Annotated in this window: 11 protein-coding genes; 1 reads left to right on the top strand and 10 read right to left on the bottom strand. The window is 74.8% G+C overall.

What is annotated here, in order from left to right; all coding sequences use genetic code 11:
* From cobC to cobM, 6 genes are all read right to left on the bottom strand, one after another.
* Positions 1 to 1,065: Rv2231c family histidinol phosphate aminotransferase CobC (gene cobC / locus OO63_RS24510; protein ID WP_051811139.1), on the bottom strand; the 1,065-nt coding region annotated here is incomplete at its 3' end.
* Positions 1,049 to 1,978, bottom strand: coding sequence for a sirohydrochlorin chelatase (locus tag OO63_RS24505; RefSeq protein ID WP_030361314.1), 930 nt, complete (start codon positions 1,976 to 1,978; stop codon positions 1,049 to 1,051). The genes OO63_RS24505 and cobC, both read right to left, overlap by 17 nt.
* On the bottom strand, positions 1,975 to 2,589 hold the full coding sequence (locus tag OO63_RS24500; protein WP_030361315.1) for a precorrin-8X methylmutase: 615 nt from the start codon (positions 2,587 to 2,589) through the stop codon (positions 1,975 to 1,977). Before OO63_RS24500 ends, OO63_RS24505 begins: the two co-directional genes overlap by 4 nt.
* 5 nt (positions 2,590 to 2,594) lie before the next feature.
* Positions 2,595 to 4,301 (bottom strand): precorrin-3B C(17)-methyltransferase, encoded by a 1,707-nt coding sequence (cobJ, locus tag OO63_RS24495; protein WP_030361316.1) that lies wholly within the window; start codon positions 4,299 to 4,301, stop codon positions 2,595 to 2,597.
* Entirely contained in the window at positions 4,298 to 5,728 is a 1,431-nt protein-coding gene (locus tag OO63_RS24490) for a bifunctional cobalt-precorrin-7 (C(5))-methyltransferase/cobalt-precorrin-6B (C(15))-methyltransferase (protein ID WP_051811138.1), read from the bottom strand. The genes cobJ and OO63_RS24490 overlap by 4 nt, the downstream gene beginning before the upstream one ends.
* Positions 5,725 to 6,546, bottom strand: coding sequence for a precorrin-4 C(11)-methyltransferase (gene cobM / locus OO63_RS24485; protein WP_030361318.1), 822 nt, complete (start codon positions 6,544 to 6,546; stop codon positions 5,725 to 5,727). Before cobM ends, OO63_RS24490 begins: the two co-directional genes overlap by 4 nt.
* 173 nt (positions 6,547 to 6,719) lie before the next feature.
* Between cobM and OO63_RS24480 the strand changes: the two genes are divergently transcribed.
* Positions 6,720 to 7,451 (top strand): ZIP family metal transporter, encoded by a 732-nt coding sequence (locus OO63_RS24480; RefSeq protein WP_030361319.1) that lies wholly within the window; start codon positions 6,720 to 6,722, stop codon positions 7,449 to 7,451.
* A gap of 20 nt (positions 7,452 to 7,471) precedes the next feature.
* Here OO63_RS24480 and cobI read toward each other — a convergent pair whose 3' ends face one another.
* From cobI to OO63_RS24460, 4 genes are read right to left on the bottom strand one after another with little or no spacing between them, the layout of a single operon-like run.
* Positions 7,472 to 8,212 carry a precorrin-2 C(20)-methyltransferase gene (gene cobI / locus OO63_RS24475; RefSeq protein WP_030361320.1) on the bottom strand — a complete coding sequence of 247 codons (741 nt, stop codon included), beginning with the start codon at positions 8,210 to 8,212 and terminating at the stop codon, positions 7,472 to 7,474.
* A complete protein-coding gene (locus OO63_RS24470; RefSeq protein ID WP_030361321.1) occupies positions 8,209 to 9,717 on the bottom strand; it encodes a cobyrinic acid a,c-diamide synthase CobB in 1,509 nt (502 codons plus the stop codon). The genes cobI and OO63_RS24470 overlap by 4 nt, the downstream gene beginning before the upstream one ends.
* Complete coding sequence (gene cobO, locus OO63_RS24465; RefSeq protein WP_030361322.1) at positions 9,711 to 10,319, bottom strand: cob(I)yrinic acid a,c-diamide adenosyltransferase; 609 nt, start codon at positions 10,317 to 10,319, stop codon at positions 9,711 to 9,713. The genes OO63_RS24470 and cobO overlap by 7 nt, the downstream gene beginning before the upstream one ends.
* A complete protein-coding gene (locus tag OO63_RS24460) occupies positions 10,319 to 12,334 on the bottom strand; it encodes a putative cobaltochelatase (RefSeq protein WP_030361323.1) in 2,016 nt (671 codons plus the stop codon). Before OO63_RS24460 ends, cobO begins: the two co-directional genes overlap by 1 nt.
* Between the last annotated feature and the right edge of the window lie 39 nt (positions 12,335 to 12,373).

The following is a 12,373-nucleotide window of genomic DNA, read 5'->3' as shown; positions in this document are numbered from 1 at the left end:
CCCCAGAAACGCCCCCGCCGTCCCCCGGTCCCGCACCGCCACCCGCAGCCACTCCGCCCCGAGCCCCGGAAACGTATCGCCCCGCCGCACGGCGAACCCCCGCTCCCGCAACCGCTCCCGCACCCCGAGCCCGTCGGAGACCCGCAGCAGCACGAACGGCCCCTCCGCGGGACCGGCCACCGACACCCCCGGCAACTCGCCGAGCCCGTCCAGGAGATACCGCCGCTCGGCGGCGACCCGGTGGGCCACATGCCCCGCCTCCGCGAGGGCGCGCGGCGACACGCACGCCTCCGCCGCGGCGAGGGCGGGCGACGACACCGGCCACAGCGGCTGCGCGCGCGACAGCTCGGCGACGACCGCCGGGTCGGCGAGGACGTAGCCGATGCGAAGACCGGCGAGCCCCCACGTCTTGGTGAGGCTCCGCAGCACCACGAGCCCCGGCACGTCGACCCGCCCGGCGAGGGCCTCGCGCTCGCCCGGCACCGCGTCCATGAACGCCTCGTCCACCACGAGGACCCGCCCCGGCCGGGCCAGCCGGACGAGGTCCGTGGCGGGATGCAGCACGGAGGTGGGGTTCGTGGGATTGCCGACCACGACGAGGTCGGCGTCCTCGGGCACGAGCCCGGGATCGAGCCGGAACCCGTCCTCGGCCCGCAACAGCACCCGCCCCACCGCGTGCCCGGCATCCCGCAGCGCGGCCTCGGGCTCGGTGAACTGGGGATGCACCACGACGGGCCGCCGCACCCGCAGCGCCCGCGCGAGCAGCACGAACGCCTCGGCGGCCCCCGCGGTCAGGAGCACCCGCTCCGCCGGGACCCCGTGCCGCGCCGCCACCGCGGCCCGCGCCGCCCGCCCGTCGGGGTAGGCGGCGAGGCCGTCGAGGGACGCGGCCACGCGACTCTTCAGCCACGCCGGCGGCGTACCGGCACGGACGTTGACGGCCAGGTCGACCAGATCGCCGCCGCCCCGCACCTCCACGTCCCCGTGGTGCCGCAGGTCGACGTCGGGCCCGGCGACGCCCGCCGCCGGACTGTCGGCGACCCCGGCCTCAGTGGGAGTGCGCATGGCTTCCGTGGTGGCCGTGGTCGTGCCCGTGGTGATGGTGGCCGTCGTCGTCGGGGTGGAAGTGCGGCTGCTGCGGCAGGCCCACCTTGTCCTCGAAGCCCGGCAGCGCCACCCGGTACACACAGGTGTCGCAGTTCATCCGCAGGTCCCCGCCCACGGCCTCCCGGTACCGCTCCATGACCAGCTCGACCAGCTCCTCCTCGGGGCCGATCACATCGGCGGAAAGCACCTCCACGTCGGGGTGCGCGGACGCCCAGCCGTCGGTCTGCTGCCGCACCCGGTCCGGCAGGATGCCGGTGAACAGGAAGTACGGCAGGACCACGATGCGCCGCGCGCCCAGCGCCACGCACCGGTCGAGCCCCGACGGCACGTCGGGCGCCGCGAGCGACACGAACGCCGTCTCCACGCCCGCGTACCCGCGCCCCTCCCACAGCAGCCGCGCCGCCTTGAACACCTCGGAGTTGGCGTCGGGGTCCGTCGAGCCGCGCCCCACCAGGAGAACCGTGACGTCCGCCCGGTCCTCCGGCGTGCGCGCCGTGCCGCCGAGCGCCTCGTCGAGCCGCCGCTCCAGGACCTTCAGGATCGAGGGATGCGGGCCGAGCGGACGGCCGTAGGAGTACGAGATGCCGGGGTGGCGCTCCTTCTCGCGGGTCAGCGCGGCCGGGATGTCGCCCTTGGCGTGCCCCGCGGACACCAGCATGAGCGGCACCGCCGCGAACCGTTTGACGCCCCGTTCGACGAGTTCGGTCACGGCTTCGCCGAGCGGCGGCGGCGACAGCTCGATGAAGCCGCCCGCGACGGGCAGTTCGGGGTTGCGGCGCGCCAGCTCCGCGACGAAGTCGCGGAACGCGGCGGCCCCGGCGTCGTCGCGGGTGCCGTGGCCGGCGATGAGCAGTGCGGGCGGGGTGGTCACTTGTTCTCCTCGGGTCGGACCCCGGCGCCCGGCGCCGGGGGGTGGTACAGCAGGGCGTTCAGAGCGGCCGACGCGACCGCCGAACCCCCCTTCTCGGACACGTTGCTGACGGCGGGAAGCCCGCTGGCGCGCAGCGCCTCCTTGGACTCGACGGCGCCCACGAAGCCGACCGGCAGGCCGATCACGAGCGCGGGCCTGGCGTCGAGCAGCAGCAGTTCCTCCAGGGCGGTGGGCGCGCACCCGATCACCCAGAGCGCGCCGGGGCCGACCTGCTCGTACGCGAGCCGCACCGCGTGCGCCGAACGCGTCAGGTCGGGACCGGACGTGGCGTCCTTCAGGCGGCACACCGTCTCGCGCCGTGTGATCCCGGCCGCGACCATCTCCACGTCCACGACGACGGGCGCGCCCGCGTGCAGGGCGGCGTGGCCGCGTACCAGCGACTCCTCGTCCGTCACCAGGTCCCGCGCGTACTCCAGGTCCGCCGCGGAGTGGATGACGCGCTCCACGACGGCGCGCGTCAGGGGTGCGAAGTGCGAGGTGTCGAGCCGGGAGCGCAGCCGCCGGAACGACTCCTGCTCGATGGGATGAACGATCCGTTCCGCAGCGCTCATCGCGGTCACACCCCCTGCCAGCGGTAGCCGCGCGGCGTCACCATGCGGCCCGCGATGGCGCGGGTCGCGGTGTTGCCGACGGTCACGACGGTCATCATGTCGACGCTGTCCGGGTCGAGCGCGGCCAGCGTGGTCAGGCGCACGCTCTCGTCGGGGCGCGAGGCGTTGCGCACGACACCGACGGGCGTCGAGGCCGCCCGGTGCTCGGCGAGCAGCGCCAGGGACTTGGGCAGCTGCCAGTCACGGCCGCGGCTGCGCGGGTTGTAGAACGTCACGACCAGGTCCGCCTCGGCCGCCGCGCGCACCCGGCGCTCGATGACCTCCCACGGCGTGTGCAGGTCGGACAGGCTGATCGACACGTGGTCGTGGCCGAGGGGCGCGCCGAGCAGCGCACCGGCGGCCAGCGCGGCGGTCACTCCCGGTACGCCGACGACGTCGATGTCGTCCCCGGCCTCGGCGAGCGCGGGCGACGCCATCGCGTACACGCCCGCGTCGCCCGACCCGATCAGCGCCACCGCCCGGCCCTCGCGGGCCTCGGCGACGGCGGTACGGGCCCGCTCCTCCTCGGCGCCGAGCCCCGACTCGATCACCCGCGTCCCCGGCCGCAGCAGATCCCGGATCTGGTCGACGTACTGGTCGAGGCCCACGAGTACGGCGGCGCGCCGCAGTTCGTCGCGGGCGCGGGGCGTGAGCAGGTCCCGGGCACCGGGCCCGAGCCCCACGACGGCGAGCCGCCCCCGCGCGGGCCGCCGCACCACGGCACACGTGGCCATGGCGGGCCTGCCGTCGGCGCGCTCCGACTTCCGCTTCGGCACGACGAGTTCACCGCCGCCGCGCAGCGCCGCGGCCTCCGCGACCGACGGCGTCCCGACGGCGGCGAGCGGCGCATCGGAGGGATTCGGCACGACGACGTCTGCCAGCTCCTCGGCGGTGTACGTCACCAGCGGCACCCCGAGCCGCCCGGCCGCCTCCACGATCCCGGGCTCGTCCCGCTTGGCGTCGACGGTCGCCAGCTCCCGCACACAGGGCGCGGAAAGACCGGCCGCGCGCAGCGACTCCCGCACCAGGCCGAGGACCTCGTCGACGGGCGCCCCCTTGCTGGCCCCGACCCCCACGACGAGCGAGGGCGGCCGCAGCACGGCTTCCCGCAGGGCGGGCTCCAGGGTGCGGTCGGTGACCCGCAGCTGCGCCCCCGCCGATGCCCCGGCCCCCGGCGCGCCGACATTCGACGGAAGGGCGGGGAGCGGCCACGCCAACTCCGCCTCCAGGGCGACGGGTTCGCCGTCCAGCATGGCCCGGGTCACCCCCGCGACATCCCCCTCCACGGGGAACCCCAGCGTGTCGAGCCCGGGAACGGACACCGCGTCCGTGGCGGTGGTGATCACCGGCTCGGCGCCGAGGACTTCCCCGACATCCCGCGCCAACGCGTTCGCGCCCCCGCCGTGCCCGCCCAGGAGGGCGACGGCGAACCGCCCACCCTCATCGACACACACGACCCCGGGGTCGACCCCCTTCCCCGCGAGCAGCGGCGCGGCCAACCGCACCACGGCGCCCGCGGCGAGAAAGCACACCACCTGCTCGCACTCGCGGAAGGCCCGCTCGAACGCCTCCCGCACGGGACCCTCGTACACCCGCGTACGCGCGGGCCAGGCAGCGGCGAGCCGCGCACCCGCACGCCCACCCGACTCCGTGGCGGAGATGACGCCGATCACTGAACTGCTCCTTCGTTCAAGGGATTTGATGTCGTAGAGGGGGGTGATGGCTCAGGTGCCGCCGCCCCGGACCCGCCCCGCGTACCCCACAGCAGAAACACCGGATTGGTCGCCGCGAGCCGCGTGACCTCACCCGGCAGCGGCGCGAGCCGCGAGGACTGCAACAGCACCCCGTCACAGTCGAACCCGGCCCCGAGCAGCGCGGCCCGCACCGCGGGCACCCGGTCGACCGCGGCGAGGGACACCACCACGGCCCGCCGCGCCCGCCGCGCGCACGCGGTGACGATGGCGGGCAGCTCGCGCCCGCCGCCCCCGACGAACACGGCGTCGGGGTCGGACAGGTCGGAGAGCACGGTGGGCGCGGCCCCGTGCACGGCGAGGACGTCGACGCCGTGCGCGGCGGCGTTCGCGCGGACGCGCTCGACGCCGTCGGCGGTCTTCTCCACGGCGGTCACGGCGGCGCCGAGCCGCGCGCACTCCACGGCGACGGAGCCGGACCCCGCGCCGATGTCCCACACCAGGTCGCCCACGCGCGGCCCGAGCCGGGCGAGCGCGAGGGCCCGCACCTCGAACTTGGTGATCATCGAGTCCCGGTGGCTGAACTCCTCCTCGGCCAGGGCCCACCGGCCGGGCCCGGTCCGCGGCCCCGCGACGGTACGGGCGGCCGCGGTGACCGCGCGCTCCTCGTCGAGGCAGAGCACGACGCTGACCGAGGTGCCCCAGTCGCGGGCGGCGGCTTCGGCGGGGGTGACCCTTTCCACGTGTTCTCTGGCGGGGTCGCCCAGGGCGGCGGCCACCACCAGGGTGCGGTTCTCCGTGCGGCGGGCCAGTTCGGCGCCCAGTTCGGCGGGGCCGCTTCCCGGGCCCGTCAGGACGGCCACCTTCGGGTGGGCTCGGCAGGCGTTCACGGCCGTACGGAGGTCGCGGCCGTGGGCGCTGACCACGACCGCGTCGTCCCAGGGGAGGCCGACCCGGGCGAACGCCGTCGCCACGGAGGAGACGCCGGGCCTGACGTCGAGGGCGTTCGGCCCGAAGCGGGTCGCTAGGGCGCGCGCGATGCCGAAGAAGCCGGGGTCCCCGGAGGCGAGGACGACCACGCGTGGGCTGCTGCCGTCGGTGTCGGCGTGCTCCTCACATGGTCCCGCCGATCGGCCTTCGGCCTCGTCCTCAAACTCCCCCAAGCTCTCAATGAGCAGGGAGGGACCCCCACGACGGGCTGATACGTCACCACCGTCGGCCTGAAGATGCCGCTCGATCGCGTCCAGGGCCGGTGCCAGTGGGCCCAGTACGACCCGCTCCACCCCCTCCGGTACAGCCGCCGCCTCCAGGTGACGGCGGCCGCCCACCACCAGGGTGGCGCCCCGCACCGCAGCCCGTGCCGCCGCGTCCAACGGGGCGCCCGTCCCCGTACCGAAGACCGTGATCACCGTTCGGACCTCTCGGCGCGCAGGGCCGCGCGGGCCTCGGGGTCGGCCTTGCGGAAGCCGTGGAAGTGGCCGGGGTGGTAGAGGTGCGAGCGGGTGCCGTGGGCGCCGAGGGCGGGGCCGACCAGGAACAGGGTGTGCTTCCACAGCCGGTGTTCCTTGACCGTCTCCTCGAGCGTCTCGATGGTGCAGGTCAGGACGAGCTCCTCCGGCCAGGTGGCCTGGTACGCGACGACGACGGGCGTGGTCGTCGGATAGCCGCCTTCGAGGAGCTCCCGCACGAGCTGGCCGCTGCGCGCCGCCGACAGGAACAGCGCCATCGTCGTGCCGTGCCGCGCGAACTCCCGCACCTCCTCACCGGGCGGCATCGGCGTCTTGCCGCCGCCGAGCCGGGTCAGGATCACGGACTGGGCGACCTCGGGAATGGTCAGCTCGCGCCCGGCGATGGCGGCGACCGCCGAGAACGACGAGACACCCGGCACGATCTCCGTCTCGACGCCGAGCTCGGCGCACCGGTCGAACTGCTCCTGCGTGCCGCCCCACAGCGCCGGGTCACCGGAGTGGATCCTGGCGACCTTCAGGCCGTCCCGCGCGGCCCGCTCGTACACGGCCACGACGTCCTCCAGGGACATCACCGCCGAGTCCAGGATCTCGGCGCCCTCGCGGGCGTGCTCCAGGACGTCGGCCTGCACCAGGCTCGCGGCCCAGATCACCACGTCGGCGTCCGCGATGGCCCGGGCGGCCCGGAACGTCAGCAGATCGGCGGCGCCGGGACCGGCCCCGACGAAGGTCACCTTGCCGGTGGGGGCGGCGTCGGCCATGAGGAGGTTCCTCTCATACAGACTCGTACGGGCTCGTACTGACTCGTACGGACTCGTGCAGAACGGGGACTGACGAAGACATGCGGCCCGGGGACGGGGCCGGGGGAGTGGCCGGTGGGGCCAGGGGGCGGGTGCGCGATGCGGGCGCGGGCTCAATCGGCTAGCAAGAGCGCATGGCGGTGTTCGTGGCGCTCGGCGCGTTCGTGATGACACTCGTCGGCGGCTGGACCGCCGGGCGGGTCACCGACCGGCGCCATCTGGTGCTCGGCCTCGCGGGCGGCCTGATGCTCGGCGTGGTCGGCCTCGATCTGCTCCCCGAGGCCCTGGAGGCGGCCGGAGGACCGGTCTTCGGCGTACCGGCGGCGCTGCTCCTGGCCGTCGCGGGCTTCCTGTTCGCGCACGTCGTGGAGCGGCTGCTCGCGCTGCGCCGGTCGGCGCACGGGGCCGACGAGCACCCGGGCGGCCGGGTCCCGGAGGTCGGCCTGACGGCGGCCGCGGCGATGGTCGGCCACAGCGTGATGGACGGGGTCGCGATCGGCGCCGCGTTCCAGGTGGGCGGCGGCATGGGCGTGGCGGTGGCGGTCGCCGTCATCGCCCACGACTTCGCGGACGGCTTCAACACGTACACGATCACCCGGCTGTACGGGAACGCGCGCCGCAAGGCCGTCGCGATGCTGTTCGCCGACGCGGCCGCCCCGGTCGTGGGCGCGGCGACCACGCTGGCCTTCACCATTCCGGAGCAACTGCTCGGCGGCTATCTCGGCTTCTTCGGCGGCGCCCTGCTCTACCTCGCCGCCGCCGAGATCCTGCCCGAGGCCCACCACGACCACCCGGCGCGCTCGACGCTGCTCTGCACGGTGGCGGGGGCGGCGTTCATCTGGCTGGTGGTGGGCATCGCCGAGTGAGCCGCGCCCCCGGTCGAAGGTCACAGCTTCCCGCCCCGCCCGCTCTCGCGCCGCGCGGGCGCGATGAGCGTCGACAGGTACGGCAGCGGCCCGTCGCCCAGTTCCTCGGCGCCCCGGATGGACTCCTCGGGCAGCCCGAGCGCCGACCCCCACACCGCGTCCTCGGTCCGCCCGGTCTCCCGCAGCGCCGCCGCGACCTCGTGCGCGAGTCGCCCGAACTTGTACGCCACCACGGTCCCCGGCCCGGCGAGCGCGTCCTTCAGGACGGCGGCCCCGGCCGTCACCGGCACCAGCGTCAACGGCTCGGTGCCCTCGGTGAGGACGGCTCCGCTGCGCGCCGCGAGGTCCTGCATGGCGGTGATCCCGGGCACGGTCTCGACAGCGACCCCCGGCACAAGTCCCTCGATCGTCTGCGCGAGATAGGTGAACGTCGAGTACACATTGGGGTCGCCGATCGTCGCGAACGCCACCGTGCCGCGCTCCCGCAGCAGTTCGGCGACGCGCTCCCCGGCGGCGTCCCAGGCCGCCTCGCGCCGCGCCCGGTCGGTGCGCTCGTTCAGCGCGAACACGACGCGTACGACACGGTCCTCCGGCACATAGTGCAGCACCGTGGCCTCGGCGCGGCCGCGCTCGCCGGTGTCCATCACGGGTACGACGACGACGTCGGCGCCACGCAGCGCGTTCACGCCCTTGACGGTCACAAGCTCGGGATCGCCGGGGCCGACCCCCACGCCGATCAGCCTGCTGCCGCTGCCACTCATGCCTTGCACCTCTCCACGAACCGACGGGCGATCCCGGGCTCGGCGGCCCAGTGCGTGTGCAGATAACTCGCGTGCACACCCCGTTGTACGAAACCTTCGACGCGCCGTTCAGGAGCGTGCAGCCCCCAGGCGGGAGCCGCCCCCGCGCCCGGCTCCACGACCGTGCGGTGGAACTCGTGCCCGCGCATCCGCGTGCCCACGCCCACGAGCGCACTGTCCGACACGGCGACGGCCTCGCGATACCCCAACGTCAGCCGCTCCGACATCCGCGCGGTCGCGTCCAGGACCCCGCACATCGGCTTCCCGTCCAACTCCCGCGCCAGATAGAGCAGCCCCGCACACTCGGCGGCGACGGGCGCGCCGCTCCCGGCAAGTTCCGCCACGGCCTTCCGCAAGGGCTCGTTGGCGGACAACTCCGGCGCGTACACCTCGGGAAACCCACCACCGATGACGAGCCCTCGGGTGCCGGGGGGCAACTCCTCGTCGTGCAGCGGATCGAAGGTCACGACCTCGGCCCCGGCGGCGGCGAGCAGCTCGGCGTGCTCGGCGTAGGAGAAGGAGAACGCGGCGCCTCCGGCAAGGGCGACGACGGGCGGCTTCCGCCCGTCGGAGTCGTCTGGCGGCCCCTGTCCGTCCGGGGAGCTGATCTCAGCCCGTCCGGCGTTTGAGGACGAGGCGCGAAGCGCCGATTCGGCGGCGGCATGTCCTACCCGCACGGGAGACCCACCCCCGGGGTCCGGGGCGGAGCCCCGGTTTCGGGAAGGGGCGGGACTGGGGAATGCCCCGCAGGGCGACCACCCCGCACCCGACAACTCCGGCGCACTGCGAGCCAACGCAAGCACCGCCTCAAGGTCAACCCCGCCCCGCACCTGCGAGGCCAACGCGGCCACAGCCGCAAGAGCCTCCCCCCGCCGCTCGGCAACGGGCACGAGCCCCAGATGCCGCGAGGGCGCCCGAACCTGCGGAGCCCGCCGCAAGGCACCCAGCACCGGCACCCCGGAAGAGTCCAACGCCTCCCGCAACAACTCCTCGTGCCGCTCCGACCCCACCTTGTTGAGAATCACCCCACCGACCCGAACCTCCGGATCCCAAGAGGCGAACCCATGCACGAGCGCGGCCACGGACCGGGACTGCGACGACGCGTCGACGACCAGCACGACAGGAGCCCGCAGCAACTTGGCGACATGCGCGGTGGAGGCCAGCTCCCCCTGCCCGGCGGCCCCGTCGTACAGCCCCATCACACCCTCGACAACGGCCAGATCACACCCGGCGGAGCCATGCGCGAACAGCGGGGCGACCAGGTCGGGCCCGCACAGATACGCGTCCAGGTTCCGCCCCGGGCGGCCCGTGGCCAGCGAGTGGTATCCGGGGTCGATGTAGTCGGGCCCGACCTTGTGCGGGGACACGGCGAGCCCGGCCTCCGTGAAGGCGGCCATCAGCCCGGTCGCGACGGTCGTCTTCCCACTCCCGGAGGACGGCGCGGCGACAACGACACGTGCTACCACTCGATGCCCCGCTGCCCCTTCTGACCGGCGTCCATGGGGTGCTTGACCTTGGACATGTCGGTGACGAGGTCGGCGTACTCCACGAGCGCGTCCGGCGCGTTGCGCCCGGTGATCACGACATGCTGGGTCCCGGGCCGGGCCTTCAGCACGGCGACGACCTCCTCGACGTCGATCCACCCCCAGTGCATGGGGTAGGCGAACTCGTCGAGGACGTACAGCTGGTACGTCTCGGCGGCAAGGTCCCGCTTGACCTGCTCCCACCCCTCACGGGCCTTGTCCTCGTTGCTCATCTCGCCGTCGGCCGGGGCACGCTGGATCCAGGACCACCCCTCACCCATCTTGTGCCAGTCGACGGACCCGCCCTGCCCGCTGGCGCCGAGCACCCGCAGCGCGTTCTCCTCGCCGACCTTCCACTTCGCCGACTTCACGAACTGGAACACGCCGATGGGCCACCCCTGATTCCAGGCCCGCAGCGCGAGCCCGAAGGCGGCCGTCGACTTGCCCTTGCCGATCCCGGTGTGCACGACGACGAGCGGCCGATTGCGCCGCTGACGCGTGGTGAGCCCGTCGTCGGGCACGACACTCGGCTGTCCCTGAGGCATCAGGCGACCCTCCTCGCGGAGCCGTACGACTCCCGGACGTCCTTCACGAGACCGGCGATCGAGTCGGCCCGCAGCTCGTCGAGCGTCACCGCGGTCCCGCCGAGCTCCCCGGCCAGCTGCCCCGCGAGCCCGAGCCGCACCGGACCCGACTCGCAGTCCACGACCACCGACGCCTGCCCCTCGGCGGCGAAGAGCCGCGCGGCACGCCCGGCCTGCGCGACCGGCTCCACACCGCCGGTGGCCCGGCCGTCGGTCACCACGATCACCAGCGGCCGCCGCGCGGGATCCCGCAGCCGCTCCACCCGCAGCACCTCGTGGGCGCGCAGCAGCCCGGCCGCGATCGGCGTACGCCCGCCGGTGGGCAGCGACTCCAGGCGCACCGCCGCCGCGTCCACGGACGACGTGGGCGGCAACGCCACCTCCGCCCCCGCCCCCCGGAACGTCACGAGCCCCACCTTGTCCCGCCGCTGATAGGCGTCGAGCAGCAGCGAAAGCACCGCGCCCTTCACCGCACTCATCCGCTGCCGCGCCGCCATCGACCCCGACGCGTCCACGACGAACAGCACGAGGTTCCCCTCGCGCCCCTCCCGCGTGGCCTGCCGCAGATCGTCACGCCGCACCACGAGCCCGCGCCCGGACCGCCCGCGCGCCCGCTGATGGGGCGCGGCGGCCTGCACGGTCGCCGCCAGGTGCAGCTTCGTGAGCGCCCCTCGGGGCCGCCGCGCACCCGTCGTACGGCCGTGCTCGGTGCGCGCCCGCGACCGCCGCCCCGCCGCGCCCTCGCCGAGCCCCGGCACGCTCAGGACCTTCGTCCGGAACGGCTCACCGGCGCGCACGGCCTGCTGCTCGCCCGCGCCCCCGGCCCCCGGCTGCCCGTCGTCGGCGGCCTCGGGCGTCGCGGCGGCGCCGTCCCCGGACTGCTCGGGCCCGGAGTCCTGGGGCGGCTGCCCGCCCCCGCCGTCGGGCCCGCCACCGTCGGGGTCGGGCTCGTCGTCCCCGTCGTTCTCCCCGAACTCCTCAAGGGTCTCGTCCAGCTTGTCCTCGTCGAGCCCCGGCGCGTCGAAGGGGTTGCGCCGCCGCCGGTGCGGCAGCGCGAGCAGCGCGGCCTGCCGCACGTCCTCGGCGAGCACGTCCTCACGCCCGGCCCAGGCGGCGAGGGCGGTCGCGGTGCGCGCCATCACGATGTCGGCGCGCATGCCGTCCACCTCGAAGGCCGCGCAGGTCGCCGCGATCTGCCGCAGCGCCCCGTCCCCGAGCCGCACGCGTGGCAGCAGCGCGCGGGCGGCGACGATACGTCCGCGTACGGCACCCTCCTCATCGCCCCAGCGCGCCGCGAACCCGTCCGGGTCGTCGTCGTAGGCGAGCCGCCGCCGCACGACTTCGACGCGCTGGTCGGGCTCGCGGGACGCGGAGACCTCGACGGTGAGCCCGAACCGGTCGAGCAACTGCGGCCGCAGTTCGCCCTCTTCGGGGTTCATGGTCCCGACGAGCAGGAACCGCGCGGCATGCCGTACGGAGACGCCTTCGCGCTCGACGTACGAGGCGCCCATGGCGGCGGCGTCGAGCAGCAGGTCGACCAGGTGGTCGTGCAGCAGGTTGACCTCGTCGACGTACAGGATCCCCCGGTGCGCGTCGGCGAGCAGCCCCGGCTCGAAGGCCTTCACGCCCTCGGCGAGCGCCCGCTCGATGTCGAGCGCCCCCACGAGCCGGTCCTCGGACGCCCCGACGGGCAACTCCACCATGCGCGCGGCCCGAGCGACCCCGCCCCCGGCTTCGTGCGGCCCGTCCGGGCAGGCGGGATCGGGCGCCCCCGGAGCACACGAGAACCGGCAGCCCGGCACGACGTCCACCTCGGGCAGCAGTGCCGAGAGCGCCCGCACGGCGGTGGACTTGGCCGTCCCTTTCTCCCCCCGAACCAATACGCCACCGACGGCGGGGGAGACGGCGTTGAGCAACAGGGCAAGCCGCAGGTCGTCCTGTCCGACGAGGGCGGTGAAGGGGTAGGGGGTGCTCACGCGACGACCTCCAGCGTTTTCCGGGCTTCCGGCGACGAT

It is taken from the genome of Streptomyces alboflavus (assembly GCF_000716675.1).
In the GTDB taxonomy this organism is placed as follows: Bacteria; Actinomycetota; Actinomycetes; order Streptomycetales; family Streptomycetaceae; genus Streptomyces; species Streptomyces alboflavus.
The sequence above is the reverse complement of the archived record's forward strand: the minus strand, read 5'-3'. Positions and strand labels throughout refer to the sequence as shown.

Coding starts and splice junctions, on each gene's coding strand:
- OO63_RS24500 (WP_030361315.1), bottom strand. CDS start 2,589: ATGAGCGCTGCGGAACGGATCGTTCATCCCATCGAGCAGGAGTCGTTC.
- cobM (WP_030361318.1), bottom strand. CDS start 6,546: ATGGCCGACGCCGCCCCCACCGGCAAGGTGACCTTCGTCGGGGCCGGT.
- OO63_RS24480 (WP_030361319.1), top strand. CDS start 6,720: ATGGCGGTGTTCGTGGCGCTCGGCGCGTTCGTGATGACACTCGTCGGC.
- cobI (WP_030361320.1), bottom strand. CDS start 8,212: ATGAGTGGCAGCGGCAGCAGGCTGATCGGCGTGGGGGTCGGCCCCGGC.
- cobO (WP_030361322.1), bottom strand. CDS start 10,319: ATGCCTCAGGGACAGCCGAGTGTCGTGCCCGACGACGGGCTCACCACG.